Origin of the sequence: Ideonella sp. (genome assembly GCF_036277275.1) — a bacterium.
In the GTDB taxonomy this organism is placed as follows: Bacteria; Pseudomonadota; Gammaproteobacteria; order Burkholderiales; family Burkholderiaceae_C; genus Ideonella.
Genome location: NZ_DASUNH010000161.1, coordinates 1 through 20,392 on the forward strand (window position 1 = coordinate 1; position 20,392 = coordinate 20,392).

The window sequence follows — 20,392 nt, forward strand, 5'->3', positions numbered from 1 at the left end:
CTGCCTGGGCTCGCTCGAGACGATGCAGGGTGACAAGGAAGACGGCCACGGCACCGACGCGGTGATGACGCACGACCAGCTGCTGACCGACCCCGAGCAGGCGGCCGACTTCGTCAAGCGCACCCAGCTGGACGCGCTGGCGATCGCCATCGGCACCAGCCACGGCGCCTACAAGTTCACCCGCAAGCCCACCGGCGACATCCTGGCGATCGGCCGCGTGAAGGAAATCCACAAGCGGATCCCGAACACCCACCTCGTGATGCACGGCTCCTCGTCGGTGCCGCAGGACCTGCTGGCGATCATCAACCAGTACGGCGGCAAGATGAAGGAAACGTACGGCGTGCCGATCGAGGAGATCCAGGAAGCCATCAAGCACGGCGTGCGCAAGATCAACATCGACACCGACATCCGCCTGGCGATGACCGGCGCGGTGCGCAAGTTCATGGCCGAGAACCCGGACAAGTTCGACGCCCGCGAGTGGCTCAAGCCCGCCCGCGAAGCCGCGATGAAGATCTGCAAGCAGCGCTACATCGAGTTCGGCTGCGAAGGCCAGGCCGGCAAGATCAAGGCGGTGACGATGGCCGACATGGCCAAGCGCTACGCCGCAGGCGAACTGGCGCAGACGGTGGTCTGACGACCTCCCCGGGGCTGGGCGGTGCCCGGCCCCTTCTCCACGTGAAGAAGTCATCGAGCGGCCCTGCAGGGGCCGCTTTTGCTTCGGCTTCGGCGGGCAAGCCACCTACAATCGGCGGCTCATTTCTCGCCCCGTGCCATGAACGCCACGCTGCTCCAGAGTTCGCTGCATTCCCTCCCTCTTCTGGCGCGCGGCAAGGTGCGTGACAACTACGCGGTCGGCAGTGATCGCATCCTGATGATCGCCAGCGACCGCCTGTCGGCCTTCGACGTGGTGATGGGCGAACCGATCCCCGGCAAGGGCGAGTTGCTGACCCAGATGGCGCTGTTCTGGTTCGAGCGCCTGAAAGACATCGTGCCCAACCACCTGACCGGCGACGCGCCGGAATCGGTGGTCGCCCCCGACGAAGTGGCCCAGGTGCGCGGCCGCTCGATGCTGGTCAAGCGCCTGCAGCCGATCCCGGTCGAAGCGGTCGTGCGCGGCTACCTCGCCGGCTCGGGCTGGCAGGAGTACCAGCAGTCGCGCTCGGTGTGCGGTGTCGCGCTGCCGGCGGGCCTGCACAACGCGGCCAAGCTGCCAGACCCCATCTTCACGCCGGCCACCAAGGCCGAGATGGGCGAGCACGACGAGAACATCTCGTTCGACCAGATGGCCGCCAAGATCGGCCGCCCGCTGGCCGAAAAGGTGCGCGATGTCGCGATCCGCCTGTACAAGGAGGCGGCCGCTTTCGCGCTGACCAAGGGCATCATCATTGCCGACACCAAGTTCGAATTCGGGCTGGATGCCGACGGCACGCTGACGCTGATGGACGAGGTGCTGACGCCCGATTCGTCGCGCTACTGGCCGGTCGAAGGCTATGCCGATGCGGTCAAGGCCGGCGCCAACCCGCCGAGCTACGACAAGCAGTTCGTGCGCGACTGGCTGGAGCAGGCCCGCGTCGACGGCAAGCCCTGGCCGAAGACCGCGCCGGCGCCGGCGCTGCCGCCCGAGGTGGTCCAGCGCACGGCCGCGAAATACCACGAAGCCTTCGAGCGCCTTGGCGCCCGCTGACCGGTCGTCCCCACCGTGGTTGCCTCCCGCCTGATTGAACGCTTGGACGGCGCGATTGGCGCCGCGTCGGAACCGCTGCAGCGCGAGTACCTGAAGGCCGAACGGGCCGGGGCGATTGCGCGGCTGGGTTTGCTGTCGGACGCGCGTTTCGCGTTGTCTGGCCTGCGGACCCAGAACCAGCGCCACAAAGACCCGCTGCTGTCGGCCTGGATCCACCTGGTCGACGGCCAGATCGACCACTTCGACACCATTGCGCCGAAGGCGGTCGACAAGTTCCAGCGAGCGCTGGAGCTGGGCGAATCGGCCGGCAACGTGCCAATGCAGGCACTGGCCTCGGCCTGGCTGGCCAACTGCGCCTTCAATGCGTCCGACATCCCGGCGATGACGCGCCACGTGGCGACCGCGCTGACGCTGGCCGAGCCGGACCAGCATGCAGCGCGAGCGCGGGTCGGCCTGGTGCTTGCCGACGCCTACCGCTGCAGCGGCGACGACGTCAATTCGCAGACCTGGTACCTGCGTGCCCGGGCCCATGCCAGCGCCGATGGCGACAGCTCGATGATCAGCGCGATGTTGCACAACATCTCGGCGATGCGCTCGGGCCAGATCGCGCTGGCCGATGCCTTCGGCCGGGCCGACATCGAGCAGGCGCGCAAGGCGCTGCTGGAAGCCGAGTCGACCGCCAACTACGACTGGGGCACCGGCGTCGCGTCACTGTCGGCGATGGTGCCGGTTACCCGCGCGCAGTTGCTGGTGGCGCTGTCGCGCTTCGACGAGGCCGCGCGCCTGTTCGACGAGCACCTGGACCGTGCCCGCCAGGAAGGCATGGCGCACCGCGAGGCGCGGTTGCTGGCCGACCGCGCCTGGTGCCACGTGCGCCTGGGGCGGGTGTCGCAGGCGCTGGCCGATACCCGCGTCGCCGAAGCGGGCGTACAGGGCCAGACGGATGCCGATGACCGCGCCGCGGCCTATGCCCGGCTCGCCCGCATCCACCGCCACGGGGGCCGCGACGGCGTTGCCGATGCTCTGCAGCAGCATGCCGATCGCGCACTGGCCGAGCACGAGGCCGAGCAGGCCCGCACCCGCGAAGCGTTGGATGACACGCTGGTCGGGCTCGGCCAGTACGAGAAGTAACCGGCCCCGGGTTCGTCCGGGCGGATGACCCAGCGACCCTGGCGCGTCAGGCGAGGGTGAACTTCATCCAGGGCTGGCCGTGGCAGACCGGTTGTTTGAACGGTTCCGCGCGCAGACCTTGCCGTTCAGCGATCGTGATCAAGGTGCTTTCGTCATAGGCCACGTTGATGCCGGCGGCCGCCGGCTCATTGAAAAGCTTCTCCCCGAGGACCAGCGGCGGCTTGCGCGCCGCGTGGGGCTTGGCGGTGTCCGATGGCCAGTACGACGCAATGAAAACCCCGGTGGCGCTCAACGAGGCCGGCACGGAGGCCAATACCTTTTCAATGGCCGCTGGCGTGAAATGGGTAAAGATCGATCGCGCCACGATGAAATCGAATTTCTTGTTGAAGACCGCGAGATTGAAGTTCGGGTCTGAACTGAAGCCGGGCGCTTTCTGTGCCAATAATTCACTTCCGATCACAATTCTTTTCCCGGCCGCCAGATACTCTTCGTTCGGCTCGATTCCGTGGTAACCGCCCCGGTCAAGAAACCGCATGATCCAGTAGCCCAGACGCATCACACCGCAACCGTAGTCGAGCACCAGCGAGTCGGGTCTCATGCCCTGCTGCAACAGCGTGACGAAGGTGTGACGGCCCACCTTCTCGAAAGCGTTCTTGGGTCCGCCGGAGAAACCTCCCTCGGCAGTGAGGGCTTCGGCAATATCGGCCAACTTGCTTTGCATATGGATACTCCCGCTGCGTGCATGTACACGATGCCTTGATTTGGCGGGCAGCCAAATTGATTAGCGGCGCGATGGTATGCCAATGCCAAGCCAATTCAATGAATACCGTCATGCCCATATTGCAGTTGGGGGTGCAAAGATCGGCGTGGTACTCGGGCCGGGCGGCGAGGGCACGGCCTGGCCCTCACAGCCGGGGGCGCAGGCGGCGGCACAGGGCACTGCGGGCTGCTTGCCGCAGCGGTGCCGGTAAGGGGTGAGGGGGCCAAGCGCTGTTGGCCCATGCGCCGATCACCGCCCCAGGGGGCGACCGGCAGCGCTCAGAACAGCGCCATGCTGAGCTTGCGCCGGTACTGGTCCAGCACCGGGTCGGCGGCAGGCGCGGCGGCGGCCTTGCCGGTCAGTTCCAGCGTGCCCTTGGCGGCGCCGGCGGCGGGGTCGGCCTTGGCCGCCGGCTTGGTCATCAGCTCGAGGATGGCCACATAGGTCTTGCGCGCCAGTTCCTGGTTCCAGGTCTTGTCGCGCATCAGGATCTCCAGCAGCTCGTCCATCGCCGCCGTCGTTTCGCCATGGGCGAACAGCCACTGCGCGCGCTCGAAGCGGGCGTCGAAATCGCGCCGGTTGGCACTGATCGCCGCCTCCAGCGCCGCCATCGGCCGGGCGGTCGGCACGGCTTCGCAGGCCTTCAACCAATGTTCGATCGCGGCATAGCGCGTGTCCGACAAGACCTTGCTCGCCACCGGCTCGAAGGCCTGGCGGGCCTGGGTGGTACGGGCCGGGTCGGCGACGGCTTCGCTGAGCAGCAGCTTCAGGTAGTCGATGCGGGCGCTGTCGTTGGACGGGTCGATCGCCACAGCCTCCTGCAGCTTGGCCAGCGCGGTGTCGACGTCGCCGCCCTCGGCGAGCAGTTGCTCGGCCTCGGCCACCTCGGCATCGGCTTCGAGCGCGTCGACGCTGGGCACATGCTTGTCGAGGAACTTGCGGATCTCGGCCTCCGGCAGCGCGCCGACGAAGCCGTCGACCGGCTGGCCCTGCGAGAACAGCACGCAGAACGGGATCGAGCGCACGCCGAAGGCCTGGCTCAGCTGGCCGGCGATCTCGGGCTGCTCGTCGCTGTTCAGCTTGGCCAACATGAAGCGGCCCTCGTAGGCGGTCTCCAGCTTTTCGAGCACCGGGCCGAGGCTCTTGCACGGGCCGCACCAGGGCGCCCAGATGTCCAGCAGCACCGGTTGCTGCATGGAAGCGCCGATCAACTCGGCCTCGAAGTTCTGTATGGTGATGTCGATCATGTCGGAATGTGAACTAAGGGCGAACGGGCGGGAAACAAGCGCAGCCTAAAATCGCGGTTTTCCCATGACCCGGAGCTGCAAGCTTGGAGCCTGCCCTGCCCGTGGTCGGCATCGTGATGGGGTCGTCCAGTGACTGGGACACCATGCAGATCGCCGCCCAGATTCTCGCCGAGTTCGGCATCGCCCACGAAGCCCGCGTGGTGTCCGCCCACCGCATGCCGGACGACATGTTCGCCTATGCGGAAGCAGCGGCAGCGCGCGGCCTGAAGGCGATCATCGCCGGCGCCGGTGGCGCTGCGCACCTGCCCGGCATGCTGGCAGCCAAGACCGTGGTGCCGGTGCTGGGCGTGCCGGTGGCCAGCCGCCACCTGCAGGGTGTCGACTCGCTGCATTCGATCGTGCAGATGCCCAAGGGCATCCCGGTGGCGACGTTTGCCATTGGTACCGCCGGTGCCGCCAACGCGGCATTGTTCGCGGTGGCGATGCTGGCCAACGAGGACGCCGGCCTGCGCGAGCGGCTGGTCGACTACCGCGCCAAGCAGACCGAAGCCGCGCGGGCCATGAGCCAGGAGCTGAAGTGAGCGTTCCCAAGCCGCTGTTGCCCGGCGCCACGCTCGGCGTGATGGGCGGCGGCCAACTGGGCCGCATGTTCGTGCACGCCGCGCAGGCCATGGGCTACGCGACCGCCGTGCTCGACGCCGACCCGACCAGCCCGGCCGGGCTGGTGTCGCACCACCACCTGCTGGCGGCGTACACCGACACCGCGGCACTGGCCGAGCTGGCCCGCGTGGCCGACGCGGTCACAACCGAATTCGAGAACGTGCCGGCACCGGCCCTGCGCGTGCTGGCCGAGACGCGCCCGGTGGCGCCCAGCGCCGAGGCGGTGGCGATCTGCCAGGACCGGGCCGCCGAAAAGGCCCACTTCAGCCGCGCCGGCGTGCCTTGCGCGCCCTATGCGGTGATTGACTCGGAGGCGGCGCTGGCCGCCGCCGACGAGGCGCTGCTGCCAGGCATCTTGAAGACCGCCACGCTGGGCTACGACGGCAAGGGCCAGGCCCGGGTGGCCGACCGGGCCGAGCTGACCAGCGCCTGGCAGCGCCTGGGCAAGGCGCGTTGCGTGCTCGAACGGTTGTTGCCGCTGCAGCGTGAGCTGTCGGTCATCGTGGCGCGCGGGGCCGACGGCCACGCGGTGACCTTTCCGGTGCAGCAGAACCTGCACCGCGACGGCATCCTTGCTGTCACCCAGGTGCCGGCACCCGACGTGCCGTCTTCACTGGCTGACGAGGCCGCACGCTGCGCGAAAGCCATTGCCGCGTCGATGGACTATGTCGGCGTGCTGTGCGTCGAGTTCTTCGTCGTCGCCGGTGCCGACGGTGCGCCGCGCCTGGTTGCCAACGAAATGGCGCCGCGGCCGCACAACTCCGGCCACTACACGATCGACGCCTGCGATGTCTCGCAGTTCGATCTGCAGGTGCGCTGCATGGCCGGCTTGCCATTGGTCAGCCCGCGCCTGCATTCCCCGGCCGTGATGCTGAACCTGCTCGGCGACCTCTGGTTCGTCGGGGGCGAAGCGCCGGCCAAGGCGCCCCGCTGGGTCGAAGTGCTCGCCTTGCCCGGCGCACATCTGCACCTGTACGGCAAGACCGACGCGCGGCCGGGCCGCAAGATGGGCCACCTGACCTTCACCGGTGCCACGCCCGAAGACACCCGGGCGCTGGCGTTGAAGGCTTGTGCGCTGCTGGGATTGCCGGCGTTCTGATATGTCGTCGGCCTGCTCGTCGTTTCGCGCCAGCTCCGCGAGGGAGCGTTCAGCCGCCTCGGGGCGGCTCGTCGTCGTTGAGATGACAGCCCCCACGTCGCTCTGCTCCTGCCCCCCGAGGGGGGGCTCAGCCGCTTCGGGGCGGCCCGTCATCGTCTGAGATGCCCATCCGCGACGGTGCCGATGCCACTGCGCTGCGCGAAGCCGCGCAGCGCCTGGCCGATGGCGAGCTGGTGGCGTTCCCGACCGAGACGGTCTACGGTCTCGGCGCGCGGGCCGATGACGATGCCGCCGTCGCGCGCATCTACGCCGCCAAAGGGCGCCCCGCCGACCACCCGTTGATCGTGCATGTCGCGCAGGTCGATGCCGCCCAGGCTTTTGCTGCCGCCTGGCCGGCGCGGGCGCAGCGTCTGGCCGCGGCGTTCTGGCCCGGGCCGTTGACGGTGATCGTGCCGCGAGCACCGGGCATAGGCGCTGCGGCGGCCGGCGGGCAAGACACGATCGGTTTGCGCTGCCCGGCCCACCCGGTGGCACACGCCCTGCTGAGCGAAGCCGCTTCGCTCGGGGTGCCGGGCGTGGCCGCACCGAGTGCCAACCGGTTCGGCCGGGTCAGCCCGACGCAGGCGTCCCATGTGGCGGCCGAATTCGAGCCGTCGCTGTGGGTGCTGGACGGCGGCCCCTGCGAGGTCGGCATCGAATCGGCGATCGTCGACTGCAGCCGCGACCGCGCCGTGCTGCTGCGCCCGGGCACCCTGACACGTGAGCGCATCGAGGCCGCACTCGGCGGCGAAAAGCTGGGCATGCGCGACCGCGACGCGCCGCGCGCATCGGGCACACTCGAGGCGCACTACGCGCCGCGCGCCAAGGTCCGGCTGATGGACGCGCCGGCGTTGAAGGCCGCGCTGTCGGTGCTGGGGCCGACGGGCGGCGGGGCCAAACCGCCTGTGGCGGTATATTCCCGTACCGTGGGCCCGCTGCCTGCGGGCATCCCCGGTCGTGCCATGCCGGCTGACGCCGCCGCTGCCGCCCAGGCCCTGTTCAGTGCGCTGCGCGAGCTCGATGCCTGCGGCACGCCCTTGATCTGGATCGAAACCCCTCCCGCCGAGTCCACCTGGGACGGCGTGCGGGACCGCCTTCAACGCGCCGCGGCGGCTGGCTGAAAGCCGTGCGCGACGACGACATCACCGAACTGGAATGAGCATGATCTCGACTTCGTTGGCCCGCCGGGCCTCCCGCGTGTGGCGCTTGACGGCGGGAGCCGCGCTGATGGCTGGTGTGCTGGCAGGTTGCGGCGGCAGCACCAGCCAGGTCGACGTGTTCGAGCCCGGCCGCGTCCTGGTGTTCGGCGATGAGTTGAGCATGCTGACGAACGACGGCCACAAGTACACGATCAACGCCGTCGATGACAACGACGCCCTGCAGTGCCGCGGCAACCCGATCTGGGTTCAGCTCCTGGCGGCGCGCTACGGCATGGTGTTCTCCGAATGCAACCCCGACGCCGTGGCGAACCCGAAGGCCAAGATGCTGGCCACCGAAGGGGCCACGGTCGATGAGCTGGACACGCAGATCCGCACATTCACCTCGGGCGACAGCATTCGCAGCGACGACCTGGCCACGGTGCTGGTCGGCATGAACGATGTGCTGCAGGCCTACGCCAGCTACCCAGCCGAAAGCGAAGATGCGCTGACTGCGCGAATGGAAGAGGCCGGCGAGCGCGCGGCGTCTCATGTCAACGACCTGGCGTCCAGCGGGGCGCGGGTGCTGATCAGCACGATGCCCGACATGGGCGATACGCCGTTCGCCAAGGCGGAGGATCTGGAGCATGGCGATGTGCGCTCGAGGGTGCTGAGCCGCCTGAGCAGCGCCTTCAACCGCAGCATGCGGTTGAAGCTGACCAACGACGGCAGCAAGCTCGGCCTGCTGTTGCTGGACGATCTGATGCACAGCATGGTGCGGGTGCCTCGCGCCTATGGCCTGGCGAACACCGACACGGCCGTCTGCGACGAAAGTGCACCGCCGCCGACCTGCACCAACAACACGCTGATCTCCTCCGACAGCTCGCCCACCCCGACCGTGACGAACTACCTGTGGGCCGATTCGACGCGGCCGACGCCGGTGGTCCACAACGCCCTCGGCTCGCAAGCCGTCACCCGCGCGACGAACAACCCGTTCTGACGCGCAAGGCGCGGCCCGCGTCACATCGCACCCTCTTGAGGCCCCGTATCTCGGGGCTGTCAGCCCGCCGCCACACAGAGGGTTTGCCCCGGCGGCAGGCCTCTGACCCCCCTTTTATAGTTTTTCCACTAAATCGAACGGTCGTTCGATTTTCTGGCAGACGAGCGCCCTCCGGGGCTCGGCAGGCCGAGCCCGCCCCGGGTGTGTGCCCCGGGAGCGGTCCTTCGTTTCTTGAGAGGTGGGCATGAAGAAATTTCATCCGTCATGGGTGGCGGCGGCGGCGACCGCTTTGCTGGTGGCTTGCAGCGGCGGCGGCGAGGGCGACCAATCCCCCCGCGTCGAATACGGCAAGATGGTCACGTTCGGCGACAGCCTGAGCGACGTCGGCAGCTACAAGGTCGGCGTGGTCGCGTCGATGGGTGGTGGCCGCTACACGATCAACACCGGCGATCCGGTCAACTGGACCGAGCTGCTGGCCACGACACTGGGTGTGGATGCCCTGTGCTCGGCGCAAACCGGTCTGAACTCAGCGGCCGAACTCGGCGGCCACCAGCCCGTCGAAGACCATGCCGGCTGCTACAGCTATGCGCAGGGCGGGGCTCGCGTCACGGACGATGTCGGTCCCGGCAATGAGGCACTTTGGCTCGTTTACGGACTTGAGTCCGGCAAGCTGGGCCAGTTGACCGTTCCCGTGCAGAAGCAGATCCAGCGTCACCTGGATTTGTCCAACGGCAGCTTTGCTTCCGGCGACCTGGTCACTGTGATGGCTGGTGGCAATGACCTGTTCATGACCATTCCGTTTGTCTTCCAGGGCACTCTGGCACAAACGGGCAACTTGGATCAAGCCAAAGCGGCCGCCAATGCCGCCATGACTGCTGCGGGCGCGCAATTGGCCGGCTACGTCAAGGACCTTATCGTCGCGAAGGGCGCCGAACGGGTCGTGGTCGTGAACTTGCCTGACGTCAGCAGCACGCCGGCCTATCTGTCTGCCGATGCTGACAGCGGTACGGATACAGACGACTTTGTGACGCGTGCGCTGGTGCTTGAGCTGGTCCAGGCCTACAACACTGCGCTCGCCACGGGCCTGGAGGCTAGCAGCAGCACCAATGTGCTGCTGGTCGATGCGTTCTCCGTCAGCCAGGACCAGGCCGCTCATCCCACGCAGTATGGTCTGACCAACGTCACCACGCCGGCTTGTGACCTTGAGAACATGCCGTTGGCCACCTCCCTGGCGTGCTCCACCGACACGCTGGTCGCCGGCGTCACCGAGACCTGGCAGTACGCCGACACCGTGCACCCGACGCCCTATGGCTACAAGCTGCTGGCTCAGTTGGTGACGGCTGAAATGTCGAAGAAGGGCTGGCTGTGAGCCGGCGGCCTCTGCGCAGCAACAAGGATCTGTCGACCATGAAGAAAACACTCACCTCCGCGCTGATGCTGACGGCCCTGGCCCTGGTGTCGAACGCCGCGCTGGCGCAAGAAGCCGGCACCATGGCGGTCAAGCTCGGCTACAACCAGATCATCCCGGAAGTCAGCAGCGGCGACCTGTCGGCGCCGAGCCTTCCGGGCACCAAGATCGACGTGAAGGAAGCCGGCGCGCTGATCCTCACGCTGAACTACACGTACTCGTCGAACTTAGCGTTCGAGTTCTACGCCGGCCTGCCGTACGAGCACGAAATCGTCGGCGATGGCGCGATCAAGGGCGTGGGCAAGATCGCCAGCGTCAAGCAGGTTTCGCCGACGCTGTTCGCCCAGTACCGCTTCTTCGACAAGGAAGCGACCTTCCGTCCGTATGTCGGCCTGGGCCTGACCTATGGCTACTTCTACGGCGAAGAGGGCAGCGGCAACCTGACCGCGCTGACCAACCCGGGCGGCGAGCCGACGCTGCTCGAAGTCGACGACGCCTGGGGCATCTCGCCGCAGGTTGGCGCGGCCGTGAAGATCGACCGCAACTGGTTCGTCGATATGTCGGTGATCAAGTCGTTCATCGAGACGACCTCTCACCTGTCGACCGGCCAGTCGATCAAGACCAAGCTCGACCCGATGGCGATCAACATCGGGGTGGGCTATCGCTTCTGAGCGGCTTCGCGACCACACCTGACGGCGGCACCGGCAACGGTGCCGCCGTTTTGCACTCAGTGCGGCCGGCGCTCTGCGTGCGAGCGGCGAACGCGCGCATCCTCGCGCAGCTTGGTCAGCAGGATGCTGGCGGCCAGGGGCAGCGTGATGGCGTTGGCGATGATCAGCGCCCAGTCCCGCTCGTGCCAGCCGTAGATCAGCCACAGCATGATGCCGACGGTCAACGCGAAGTAGGTCAGGGCCGAGATGCCGCTGACGTTGCGTGTTCGCAGCGTCAGCCAGGCTTGCGGCACGAAGGCGAGGGTGGTCAGCACGGCGGCGGGGTAGCCGAGCCAATGGTACAGGTGGTCGGGGATCATCGGGTGGGGACGCTGAGGCGATCCTGCGTGCGTGTCAACGCATGCAGCAGGCGCCGGGAGGTGGAGGGAGGGTGGTCGAGGCGTCGGGGCCACCATCGCGGATGGTCCATTGGACGAGCGCATCGAGCGCGGGGCGGGCCGTCGCGGCATTGGGGTGGTTGACGATCGCGACCAGCACATAACGCCGGCCGTTGTTGGACAGCACGTAGCCGGCCACCGCGGCCACGTCGCGCAAGGAGCCGGTTTTCAGGTGCGCGCGGCCGGCGGTGGCGGTCGAACGCTTCAGCGTGCCGTCGGTGCCGCTGATCGGCAGTGAACTCATCAGCTCCGGCATCACGCTGCTGGCCCAGGCCGCTTGCAACAAGCGCGCCAGCAGCAGCGGGCTGATGCGGACCTCGCGCGACAGGCCGGAGCCGTTGTCAATCACCGTCTGCTGTGCGGCGGTGTCGCCGAAGCGGCCGGCCAACCAGCGCCGCAGGTTGTCGCGCGCATCTTCCAGCCGAACGGCAGGAGAGACGGGTGCCGGGACGACCGCGCCGCTGGCGGCCGACGCGGGCGCTGGCGGCACGGCCGAGGCGGCGGGCGTCTGCGCCGCCGGCAGGCTGAGGAACAGCTGCTCGGCCATCACGTTGTTGCTGAACTTGTTGATGTCGCGGATGACCTCGGCCAGCGGCGGCGAAGCCTGGTCAAAGGCCAGGCGCGCGCCCTCCGGCAGCACGCCGACGCGCACGCTGCCGCCCAGGCGTCCGCCGAGCCCGCGCCACAGCGTGTCGACCAGGCGAACGCCGTAGGCTTGCGGGTCGGCCGTTGCCAGCGGCCAGTTGCGTTCGCCGCAGGCCAGCGGGTAGCTGCCGGCGAAGTGCACCCGCAGCGGGTCGGCCAATTGGGCCTTCAGCGTCGCGCGCCAGTCGTCGCATGGCCCGTTGACCAGCGGGACCGTCGCGTCGACCTGCACGCCGGCCAGCATCGGCTCGGCCGCCACCCGCGCGAAGCCCAAGGCCGGTTCCGGTACGAAGCTGTAGCTGACCGACTTGTAGTTCAGCAGCAGTGCATCGGGCTGCACGTTCTGCGGCTTGTGAGGTTCCCCGTCGAAGTCGCCCGGTGAGCGCACCGGCGGCGCAAAGGCCGAGTGGTCGAGCACGATGTCGCCGCGGATCTCTCGCACGCCGGCCTGCTGCTGCAGCCGGCGCAACAACAGCCAGACCCGCTCGACCACCAGCTTGGGGTCGCCGCGTCCCTGGATCACGACCGAGCCGTCGAGCACGCCGTCGCGCACGGGGCCGGTCAGGTAGACCGGCGTGGTCCACGTCCAGGCCGGCCCCAACTGGTCGAGCGCGGCAAACGTGGTGACGAGCTTGAACAGCGAGGCCGGATTGACCGGCGCTTGTTCGTTCCAAGTCAGCAGGGGCGGGCCGCTGCCGACCTCTTGCACGACGGCCGCCAGCGCGTTGGCCGGCAACTTGGCGCGCTTCAGCGCCATGTCGACATCGCCCGGCAGGCTTTGCGCCTGGGCGGCTGCGGCCAGTGCCAGCAACCCGCTTGCCAACCATCCGCCCAGCCCGCGCGCCGCGGAGACGGCGCGGTCGCCGCCCTCAGACCTGCTTCCCATGGCGGGATGTTCGCACGGCTACACTTGGCCGATGCCTGCCTGCGTGCTCCTTGTTGCCTTTCCACGCCGCGTCTTGCCGGCGCGGCGAAGCGCATGAAGCTGCTCGCACTGGACACCGCCACCGAGTCGATGGCGGTGGGGCTGGCCGATGGTGCCGCGCACTCGGTGGTCAACGCCGAAGGCGGCGCCCAGGCCTCCGAGCGCCTGATCCCGGCCGCGCTGGAGCTGTTGGCACAACGTGGCCTGGCACCCTCGGCGCTCAACGCCATCGCCTTTGGCCAAGGCCCCGGCGCCTTCACCGGCCTGCGCACCGCTGTCTCGGTGGCGCAGGGCCTGGCCTTCGGCATTGGCTGCCCGGTGTTGCCGATCGACAGCCTGATGATCGTCGCCGAAGACGCACGGGCCCAGGCACTGGGCGTCGACGGCTCCGAGCCGTTCGAGCTGTGGGTCGCGATGGATGCCCGGATGGACGAGGTCTACGCCGGTGCCTACCGGCACGATGGCCAAGCCTGGGCGACCCGGGAGGCGCCAGCGCTGTACGACCTGCAGGCGCTCGCCGCCCGCTGGGCCGTGGCTGGCGCGCCGGTGAACCTGGCGGGCAGTGCGATCGAGGCTTTCGCCGGCCGCCTGCCCTGGGGCGGCGCCCGCCTGTGGCCACGCACTGCCGACCGCGCCGCGGCCCTGCTGCGCCTGGCCTGCGCGGCCTGGTCGGCCGGCCGTGGCGTGCCGGCCAAGGAGGCGCTGCCGGTCTATCTGCGCGACAAGGTGGCGCTGACCACCGCGGAGCGCGAAGCCGCCAAGGCCGCCGCCGCCGCTGCTGCCGCCGGGAACCCCACGTCATGAGCGCCGTCGAACGCCGCCCGCTCGTCACCGGCCAGCGCCCGATGACGGTGACGGACCTCGACCACGTGATGGCGATCGAGGTCCAGGCCTACCCCTTCCCATGGTCGCGTGGCCACTTCACCGACTCGCTGGCCGCCGGCTACCTGGCCGACCTGCGCGTCACCGGGCGCGAGTTGATCGGCTATTGCGTCGCGATGCACGGCGTCGAAGAGTTGCACCTGCTGAACCTGACCGTCGCACCGGCCCACCAGGGGCAGGGCCATGCCCGCGCATTGCTGGCCCATTTGGCTGAAGCCGCGCGGGAGTGCAAAGCGGTGCAGATCTGGCTTGAGGTCCGCCAGAGCAACGAGCGGGCGCGGCGCTTGTACGAGCGCTGGGGCTTCGAGGCGATCGGCCTGCGCAAGGGCTACTACCCGGCCGCGCACGGCCAGCGTGAACACGCGGTGGTGATGCGCTGGACCCTCGACCCCGGTGCCGCCGATGCGGGGGGCCACGCGCATGGCCTGGACTGACCGTCAGCGCGCCATGCTGCGGGCGATGGGGCTGAGCGTCTGGACGCCGCCCGGTGCGCCGATCGAGGCCGTGGCCGATGCGTCGCCTGCGCTGCCGGAGGCCCCGGTGCCGTCACCGCCGGCACCCGAGCGGCCGATCGTGCCGATTCGTGCGGCCGTGGCGGCGGCTGCCGCCGCAGAACCCACCGAGGCTCTCGAGCCGTTGGCCGGCGAGGTGGCCACGTTGGACTGGTCGGCGCTGCGTGCCGCGGTCAGTGCGTGCCGGGCCTGCGCGCTGTGCGAAAGCCGCACCCAGACGGTGTTCGGCGTCGGCAACCCAAGTGCCCATTGGATGATCGTCGGCGAGGCGCCGGGCGAGCAGGAGGACCTGCGCGGTGAGCCGTTCGTCGGCCCGGCCGGCCAGTTGCTCGACGCGATGCTGAAAGCATTGGGCCTGACGCGCAGCGAAGCGCCGCCGCAGCAGCAGGTCTTCATCGCCAACACGCTGAAATGCCGGCCGCCGCGCAACCGCAACCCGGAACCGTCCGAGCTGGCGCGTTGCGAACCGTTCCTGCGCCGCCAGCTGGCATTGGTGCAGCCGAAGGTCATCCTGGCGATGGGCCGCTTCGCGGTGCAATCGCTGCTGCGCTCGGATGACGCGATCGGCCGCCTGCGCGGTCGCGTGCACCGCTACGAGGGTGTGCCGCTGGTCGTCACCTACCACCCGGCGTACCTGTTGCGCCAGCCCGCCGACAAGGCCAAGGCCTGGGAAGACCTCTGCCTGGCGGCGAGCCTGCTGGAGCGCTGAGCTTCATCGCGCTTTCCCCACGGGTGGCGCGGTGGCGCCCGAGCGGCCGCGCACCCGCTCGGCGGGTGGTGGCCGTACCCGGCCACCGGGTGCCCCATCTACCAGCGCGTGTTGCCCTGCAAGTCCGCTTTCAGGTAGTGCGCACCGGGGATCGGGTTGTAGTAGTAGGGTGGGATGGTTTCGAAGCCGAGTGACGAGTACAGCTCGCGCGCCGCTTCCATGTCGTCGAGCGTGTCCAGCAGCATCGCCGAGTAGCCGGCCTGCAGGGCGGTGTCCATCAAGGCTTCGGCCAGCACACGGCCGAGGCCGAAGCGGCGGAAGGCCCGGCGCACGTACAGCCGCTTCATTTCGCAGGCGTTGGCGTAGTCCACGTCGGGCAGCGGGCGGAAGGCGCCGCAGCCCGCCAGCTCGTCGTCGACCCAGGCCAGCAGCAGCGCGCCACCCGGCGCGGCGTATTCGCCCGGCAGCGAGGCCAGCTCGGCCTCAAAATTCTGGAAGCACAGGTCGATCCCGAGCGATTCGGCGTACTCGCGCATGATGAGGCGCGTGGCGTCCAGCGCTTCAGGGGTGTCCGGCGCCTGCAGCCGTATTTCGGGGGTGGGCATGCCGTGGGGCAGCGAGTCCTGGGAGGCAGAGTTTAGTGTCCTGTCCCTCAAATAGCTGCCATTGGGATTCGACCAGATGGCGATGATGGAGCGGCCGGACAGCTGGGCAGATACCGAGCGTATCTGCCCGGCTCGGCGCCTCGCGATCATCCCCATTGCGGCCCGTCGCAATGACAGTTGTTTGAGGGACAGGACACTATCCAAGCCTGTAGACCCACACCGCCGAAGCGGCGCAGGCCAGGGCGATCAGGCCGGCGAGGGTTCGACTGACCAGGTGGTCGGCGCTGGGGGGCGTGCCGGCTGGCAACAGCTTGTCGCCGTGCCACATCGCCCGCACCAGCGTCTGCCGCTTCCAGCGCACGTAGTAGACGATCGCCACGACGTGCAGCGCGGTCAGCGCATAGATCAACCAGGGGCCGTAGCCCTTGTGCCAACTGGTCGCCAGGCCGGCCGTGGCACCGCTGACGAAGCGGTTCAGCGGGCCGGTGGTGGCGATCTCGTCGTCGGCCACCAGGCCGGTCGCCACTTGCAGCAACAGCACCCCCAGCACCGCGAAGACCGAGAAGCTGCCGAGTGGGTTGTGGCCGATGTCGAACCGGTCATGCGGCAACGATCGGCCCCGCAGGTAGCGCCCCAGCGCGGCCGGTGAATACAGAAAGCTCGTGAAACGCGACCAGCGGCCACCCAGCACACCCCACAGCAAGCGAAACACCAGCAGCGCGCCAACCATCAGGCCCAGCCGCATATGCCACTCGATGGCATTGCCGCCGATGTTGCCGGTGATCACCAGGCCGACCACGCAGGCGGCCAACAGCCAGTGGAACAGCCGGGTCGGCAGGTCCCAGACGCGGGTCGCGACCAAAGGTGGGGTGGCATCGTCTGGTGGCATCGGGTACGGCGGCGGCTTCGCGCACTGGGGGTGGGGCCGCCACCTTACCTGCGGCATCGCGCCGAATCCAGCCCCCGCACGGCCCTGGCGATCCGGGCTTTCCCCGGGGTGGCCGGCCGCCGTATCGGCCGTGGCGCTTGCAAGCGCTGCGTACACTCATCGGATCGACCTGGATGCGGGCCGACACGCCCATGCAGCGTCGGCTGCCGACAGGCGATGCCGTCGACGAACTCATTCCACCCTTTGGAGGACATCGCATGAAACGTCTCGTCCTGGCCGCTGCAGCGGCCGCCGGCCTGGCCACCGCTTTGCCGGCTGCCGCGCAATTCCAGAAGCCCGAAGACGCGATCAAGTACCGCAAGGCGGCGTTCACCGTGATGGCCAGCCACTTCAGCCGCATCGCGGCGATGGCCAGCGGCAAGGTGCCGTTCGACGCAGCGGCCGTGCTGGCCAATGCCGACCTCGTCGCGACGATGTCCAGGCTGCCCTATGCCGGCTTCATCGACGGCACCAGCGGCGGCGACACCAAGGCCAAGCCCGAAATCTGGACCGAGCAGGACAAGTTCAAGGCCGCCGCCAGCAAGATGCAGGAAGAGGTGACCAAGCTGAACGTCGCGGCCAAGGGTGGCAACATCGACCAGATCAAGGCGGCGGTCGGCGATGTCGGCAAGAGCTGCAAGGCCTGCCACGACAACTACCGCAAGGAGTGAACTGGCCGCACCAACGGCGCCCGGATTTCAGCAGCCGGGCGCGTTGGCGAGCGTGAGTTGCTGCGCCCGCAGCGGGCGGCCCCCGCCGGCATCAGTCAGAACGAACACCGCCCGCGCCGCATGGCCGGCGCTGACGCTGGGCATCGTCCAGCGCCATTGCTGCGCTTGACTGGCGGGCCAGGCGGCCACCGGCTGGTAGCGCCGCACGACATGCTCATGGCGCAACGCGCGGCCGCTGTTTTCTCCGGCGGCGACCTGGCTTTGGTGGCCGTCTTCGAGCAGGGCCCAGTAGCCGGCCAACTGCCCGCCGCCACCGGCACCGACCTCGGCGACCAGCTGTGCGCCTTCGCGGCGCAGGCGCAGGCTGGGCGCGTCGGCCGGCAACAGGGCCGGCGCACTGCTCACCAGAGCTGCTGCGGGCAGCTGGCGCCAGCCTGGGAAGTCGCGCCCGCCGACGATCAGCTGCGGCGTGTAGACGAAGCGTGCGCCGCTGCTGGCCTGCAGGTGCCGCTGGCGGCCGGTGTAGGCCGCGTCGGCGAAGCGGTCGGTCCAGCCCAGGCTGTCCCAGTAGTCGACATGAAAGGCCAGTGCCAGCACCGAGCCGTCACGCGGCAGCGCTGCCAGCCACTGGTCGGCCGTCGGACACGAGTTGCAGCCTTCCGACGTGTAGAGCTCGACGATCAGCTTCGGGGCGGCGGCATCGGTCGAAGTACACGACGGCGACGCCGCCTGCGCAGTGGTCAACGTGGCCAGGGCCGCCAGCGCCCGGGCGGCGGGAAAACAGCGACGGGGCATGCGGCTTCCTTCAACGAACGGTACCCCCGCCACGCCGAATGGCGGCGGGCCTGCTCGTCGGTCGCCTGAGCGCCGCCTGGCCTTACAGCCTCACGCCGCGGCGGGCTTGAGCCAATGCAGCGCGAACCAGCGCCGAGCATCGACCCACACGGTTTCCGGCTCGAAGCCGGCGCTGCGGGCCAGGCGCTGAAAGCCGGCCACGGTGTACTTGTACGAATTCTCCGTGTGCAGGCTGTCGCCCTCGGCCATCGTGATGGCATGTCCGCACAGATGCACCACCTGGTCGCTGCGGCTGATCAGGTGCATCTCGATGCGCTGCAGCGCCGGGTGATAGAACGCGCTGTGGGCCCAGCGGCTCAACTCGAAGTCGGCGCCCAACTCGGCGTTGGCGCGTGCCAGCAGGTTGCGGTTGAAGCGCGCGGTCACGCCTTGGGCGTCGTTGTACGCGGCATGCAGCAGGTCCGGGTCCTTGACCAGGTCGACGCCGATCAGCAGCCCGCGGTCCAGCCAGCCGGCCATACGTTGCAGCAGCCGGCGCGCTTCGTCGGGCTCGAAATTGCCGATCGAGCTGCCGGGGAAGAACCCGACCCGTGGCCCCTGCGCGGGTGGCAACACCAGGTCCTGCATGAAATCAGCCGCCAGCGGCCGCACCGCCAGCCCCGGCCGATCCTGCTGCAACTGCGCCGCACTTGCGTGCAGGTGCTCGGCCGAAATGTCGATCGGCAACAGGCCCGCCGGGCGATCCAGTGCGTCGAGCAGCAAGCGTACCTTGCGCAGGCTGCCGGCGCCGAATTCGACCAGCTCGACCCTCGGCCCCAGGCGGCGCGCAATGTCGTTCGCATTGCGGTCCAGCAGGCCCAGCTCGGTGCGGGTCGGGTAGTACTCGGGCAGCTCGCAGATCGCGTCGAACAGGCGCGAGCCCTCGGCGTCGTAGAACCACTTGGGCGAGATCCTGCGCGGGGTGTGTGTCAGCGCCTCTTGCATCGCGTGGGCGAATTCGCTGGCGCAGGTGTCGGGCGATGGTTTCATGCGTCGATGTCTCTGGCCAGGCGCAGGCCGCTGAACTGCCAGCGCGCCGCGGGCGGAAAGAAGTTGCGGTAGCTGAGGCGGGCGTGGCCCGGCGACGTGGCGCAGCTGCTGCCGCGCAGCACCAACTGGCCGACCATGAACTTGCCGTTGTATTCGCAGGCGGTGCCGGCGAACGGCTTGAAGCGCGGGTAAGGGTCGTAGGACGAGCGGGTCCATTGCCAGACTGCACCGAAGCACTGCGCGTCGGCACCACTGCGGCGTGGCCCCGGCTGCAACGGGCCTGGGCCGGCCGGCGCGGTGGCGCCCCAAGCGTGTGCCGCGGCCTCCCATTCGAACTCGGTCGGCAGGCGCGCGCCAGCCCAGGCGGCCAGCGCTGAAGCCTCGTAAAAACTCAGGTGACAGGCTGGTGCATTGGGGTCGATCGGCTGTTCGCTGTGCAGCGTGAACTGGCGCTCGCCGTCGCGCCAGTACAGCGGTGCCTGCCAGCCCTGTGCCTGCGCCATGGCCCAGCCGTCGGACAACCAGAACTCGGGCCGGCGGTAACCGCCGTCGGCGATGAAGGCCTGAACCTCGCGGTTGGTGACCAACGCACGCGCCAGCGCGAACGGCGCCAGCCGCACGACATGGCGCGGGCCTTCGTTGTCGAACGCGAAGCCGTCGCGCCCATCGTGGCCGACCTCGGCCTCGCTGCGGGTGCATTCCCACCACCCGGCGTCGCCGGGGTGGGTGCTCGGGGCATGGGGCGTGGCCGGCCGATAGGCGGGGGCCAGCGGGTTCAGCGACAACAGGTGCAGCACATCGGTCAGGACCAGCTCCTGGTGCTGCTGCTCGTGTTGCAAGCCCAGTTCCAGCAGTGGCGCGGCCGCGGCCCAGGTATCGGCATCGGCGCCTTCGATGAAGGCTTGCAGCGCCTCGTCGACATGGGCGCGGTAGGCCAGCACCTCGGCCAGTGCTGGCCGGGTCAGCAGCCCGCGCTGCGGTCGTGGGTGCCGTGTGCCCAGGCTTTCGTAGTAGCTGTTGAACAGCCGGCCAAACCGCACGTCGAACGGACGGTGGTGCGGCGCAAAAGCCTGCAGCACCACCGTTTCGAAGAGCCACGTGGTGTGGGCCAGGTGCCACTTGGTCGGGCTGGCGTCGGGCATCGACTGCGCGCCCTGGTCCTCGGCCGACAGCGGCTCGGCCAGCGCGAGGCTGTGGGCCCGAACCGCGCACAGCCGACTGGCCAGCGTGGCGCGCGAAGCAAAGCGGCGGTCATCGGTCGGCTGCAAATGCATGGCGATCAATGCGTGGCGGGAGAAGGCGCAATGTACGGTGCGCCAGCCGCGCCGTCGACCATGGGATGTTTCGACAAGTCACGGCAGGTGGACTGGCAAGGCGTATGCCTGCAGGAACTGCCAGCGATGGATGTTGTGTCACGGA

22 protein-coding genes are annotated in these 20,392 nt (G+C 68.8%); 13 read left to right on the plus strand and 9 right to left on the minus strand.

Annotated elements, in window-relative coordinates:
• The 3 genes from VFY73_RS27300 to VFY73_RS27310 all read left to right on the plus strand — a co-directional run.
• On the plus strand, window positions 1–634 hold a 634-nt coding region (locus tag VFY73_RS27300; protein ID WP_329724736.1), incomplete at its 5' end, for a class II fructose-bisphosphate aldolase.
• Window positions 635–772: 138 nt separating this feature from the next.
• Complete coding sequence (locus VFY73_RS27305; RefSeq protein ID WP_329724737.1) at window positions 773–1,684, plus strand: phosphoribosylaminoimidazolesuccinocarboxamide synthase; 912 nt, start codon at window positions 773–775, stop codon at window positions 1,682–1,684.
• 15 nt (window positions 1,685–1,699) lie between these two features.
• Window positions 1,700–2,815: a hypothetical protein gene (locus tag VFY73_RS27310; protein ID WP_329724738.1), complete on the plus strand. Its 1,116-nt coding sequence runs from the start codon at window positions 1,700–1,702 to the stop codon at window positions 2,813–2,815.
• Window positions 2,816–2,861: 46 nt separating this feature from the next.
• Here the strand turns inward: VFY73_RS27310 and VFY73_RS27315 are convergent, their stop codons facing one another.
• The gene (locus tag VFY73_RS27315) at window positions 2,862–3,536 is read right to left on the minus strand and encodes a class I SAM-dependent methyltransferase (protein ID WP_329724739.1); all 675 of its coding nucleotides are present in this window, start codon (window positions 3,534–3,536) and stop codon (window positions 2,862–2,864) included.
• Window positions 3,537–3,853: 317 nt separating this feature from the next.
• Entirely contained in the window at window positions 3,854–4,822 is a 969-nt protein-coding gene (locus tag VFY73_RS27320; RefSeq protein ID WP_329724740.1) for a tetratricopeptide repeat protein, read from the minus strand.
• A gap of 116 nt (window positions 4,823–4,938) precedes the next feature.
• On the opposite strand from VFY73_RS27320, the gene purE reads away from it, so the two are divergent.
• From purE to VFY73_RS27350, 6 genes are all read left to right on the plus strand, one after another.
• Window positions 4,939–5,403, plus strand: a complete 465-nt coding sequence (gene purE / locus VFY73_RS27325) for a 5-(carboxyamino)imidazole ribonucleotide mutase (RefSeq protein WP_329724789.1) — start codon at window positions 4,939–4,941, stop codon at window positions 5,401–5,403.
• Between the two features lie 41 nt (window positions 5,404–5,444).
• Window positions 5,445–6,581 carry a 5-(carboxyamino)imidazole ribonucleotide synthase gene (locus tag VFY73_RS27330; RefSeq protein ID WP_414654548.1) on the plus strand — a complete coding sequence of 379 codons (1,137 nt, stop codon included), beginning with the start codon at window positions 5,445–5,447 and terminating at the stop codon, window positions 6,579–6,581.
• 161 nt (window positions 6,582–6,742) lie between these two features.
• Complete coding sequence (locus VFY73_RS27335; RefSeq protein ID WP_329724742.1) at window positions 6,743–7,741, plus strand: L-threonylcarbamoyladenylate synthase; 999 nt, start codon at window positions 6,743–6,745, stop codon at window positions 7,739–7,741.
• Between the two features lie 40 nt (window positions 7,742–7,781).
• Entirely contained in the window at window positions 7,782–8,756 is a 975-nt protein-coding gene (locus VFY73_RS27340; RefSeq protein WP_329724743.1) for an SGNH/GDSL hydrolase family protein, read from the plus strand.
• Between the two features lie 244 nt (window positions 8,757–9,000).
• Window positions 9,001–10,125, plus strand: coding sequence for an SGNH/GDSL hydrolase family protein (locus VFY73_RS27345; RefSeq protein WP_329724744.1), 1,125 nt, complete (start codon window positions 9,001–9,003; stop codon window positions 10,123–10,125).
• Between the two features lie 38 nt (window positions 10,126–10,163).
• Complete coding sequence (locus tag VFY73_RS27350) at window positions 10,164–10,835, plus strand: OmpW/AlkL family protein (RefSeq protein WP_329724745.1); 672 nt, start codon at window positions 10,164–10,166, stop codon at window positions 10,833–10,835.
• A gap of 56 nt (window positions 10,836–10,891) precedes the next feature.
• On the opposite strand, the gene VFY73_RS27355 is transcribed toward VFY73_RS27350, so the two are convergent.
• Together VFY73_RS27355 and VFY73_RS27360 are read right to left on the minus strand one after the other, a co-directional pair.
• Window positions 10,892–11,194: a SemiSWEET transporter gene (locus VFY73_RS27355; RefSeq protein WP_329724746.1), complete on the minus strand. Its 303-nt coding sequence runs from the start codon at window positions 11,192–11,194 to the stop codon at window positions 10,892–10,894.
• Window positions 11,195–11,228: 34 nt separating this feature from the next.
• Complete coding sequence (locus VFY73_RS27360; RefSeq protein WP_329724747.1) at window positions 11,229–12,803, minus strand: D-alanyl-D-alanine carboxypeptidase/D-alanyl-D-alanine-endopeptidase; 1,575 nt, start codon at window positions 12,801–12,803, stop codon at window positions 11,229–11,231.
• A 93-nt stretch (window positions 12,804–12,896) separates the two neighbouring features.
• Here VFY73_RS27360 and tsaB point away from each other — a divergent pair, with 93 nt between their 5' ends.
• From tsaB to VFY73_RS27375, 3 genes are read left to right on the plus strand one after another with little or no spacing between them, the layout of a single operon-like run.
• Window positions 12,897–13,646: a tRNA (adenosine(37)-N6)-threonylcarbamoyltransferase complex dimerization subunit type 1 TsaB gene (gene tsaB / locus VFY73_RS27365; protein WP_329724748.1), complete on the plus strand. Its 750-nt coding sequence runs from the start codon at window positions 12,897–12,899 to the stop codon at window positions 13,644–13,646.
• On the plus strand, window positions 13,643–14,158 hold the full coding sequence (gene rimI / locus VFY73_RS27370; RefSeq protein ID WP_329724749.1) for a ribosomal protein S18-alanine N-acetyltransferase: 516 nt from the start codon (window positions 13,643–13,645) through the stop codon (window positions 14,156–14,158). Before tsaB ends, rimI begins: the two co-directional genes overlap by 4 nt.
• Window positions 14,145–14,945: a uracil-DNA glycosylase gene (locus VFY73_RS27375; RefSeq protein WP_329724750.1), complete on the plus strand. Its 801-nt coding sequence runs from the start codon at window positions 14,145–14,147 to the stop codon at window positions 14,943–14,945. Before rimI ends, VFY73_RS27375 begins: the two co-directional genes overlap by 14 nt.
• Before the next feature lie 98 nt (window positions 14,946–15,043).
• Here VFY73_RS27375 and VFY73_RS27380 read toward each other — a convergent pair whose 3' ends face one another.
• Window positions 15,044–15,550: a GNAT family N-acetyltransferase gene (locus tag VFY73_RS27380; RefSeq protein ID WP_329724751.1), complete on the minus strand. Its 507-nt coding sequence runs from the start codon at window positions 15,548–15,550 to the stop codon at window positions 15,044–15,046.
• Window positions 15,551–15,746: 196 nt separating this feature from the next.
• A complete protein-coding gene (locus tag VFY73_RS27385; protein WP_329724752.1) occupies window positions 15,747–16,439 on the minus strand; it encodes a cytochrome b/b6 domain-containing protein in 693 nt (230 codons plus the stop codon).
• Window positions 16,440–16,696: 257 nt separating this feature from the next.
• On the opposite strand from VFY73_RS27385, the gene VFY73_RS27390 reads away from it, so the two are divergent.
• Entirely contained in the window at window positions 16,697–17,149 is a 453-nt protein-coding gene (locus VFY73_RS27390; protein WP_329724753.1) for a cytochrome c, read from the plus strand.
• A 27-nt stretch (window positions 17,150–17,176) separates the two neighbouring features.
• Here VFY73_RS27390 and VFY73_RS27395 read toward each other — a convergent pair whose 3' ends face one another.
• From VFY73_RS27395 to egtB, 3 genes are all read right to left on the minus strand, one after another.
• The gene (locus VFY73_RS27395) at window positions 17,177–17,944 is read right to left on the minus strand and encodes a DUF1223 domain-containing protein (protein WP_329724754.1); all 768 of its coding nucleotides are present in this window, start codon (window positions 17,942–17,944) and stop codon (window positions 17,177–17,179) included.
• A 90-nt stretch (window positions 17,945–18,034) separates the two neighbouring features.
• Complete coding sequence (gene egtD / locus VFY73_RS27400) at window positions 18,035–18,973, minus strand: L-histidine N(alpha)-methyltransferase (protein ID WP_414654543.1); 939 nt, start codon at window positions 18,971–18,973, stop codon at window positions 18,035–18,037.
• Window positions 18,970–20,247: an ergothioneine biosynthesis protein EgtB gene (gene egtB, locus VFY73_RS27405; protein ID WP_329724755.1), complete on the minus strand. Its 1,278-nt coding sequence runs from the start codon at window positions 20,245–20,247 to the stop codon at window positions 18,970–18,972. The genes egtD and egtB overlap by 4 nt, the downstream gene beginning before the upstream one ends.
• Window positions 20,248–20,392 lie beyond the last annotated feature (145 nt).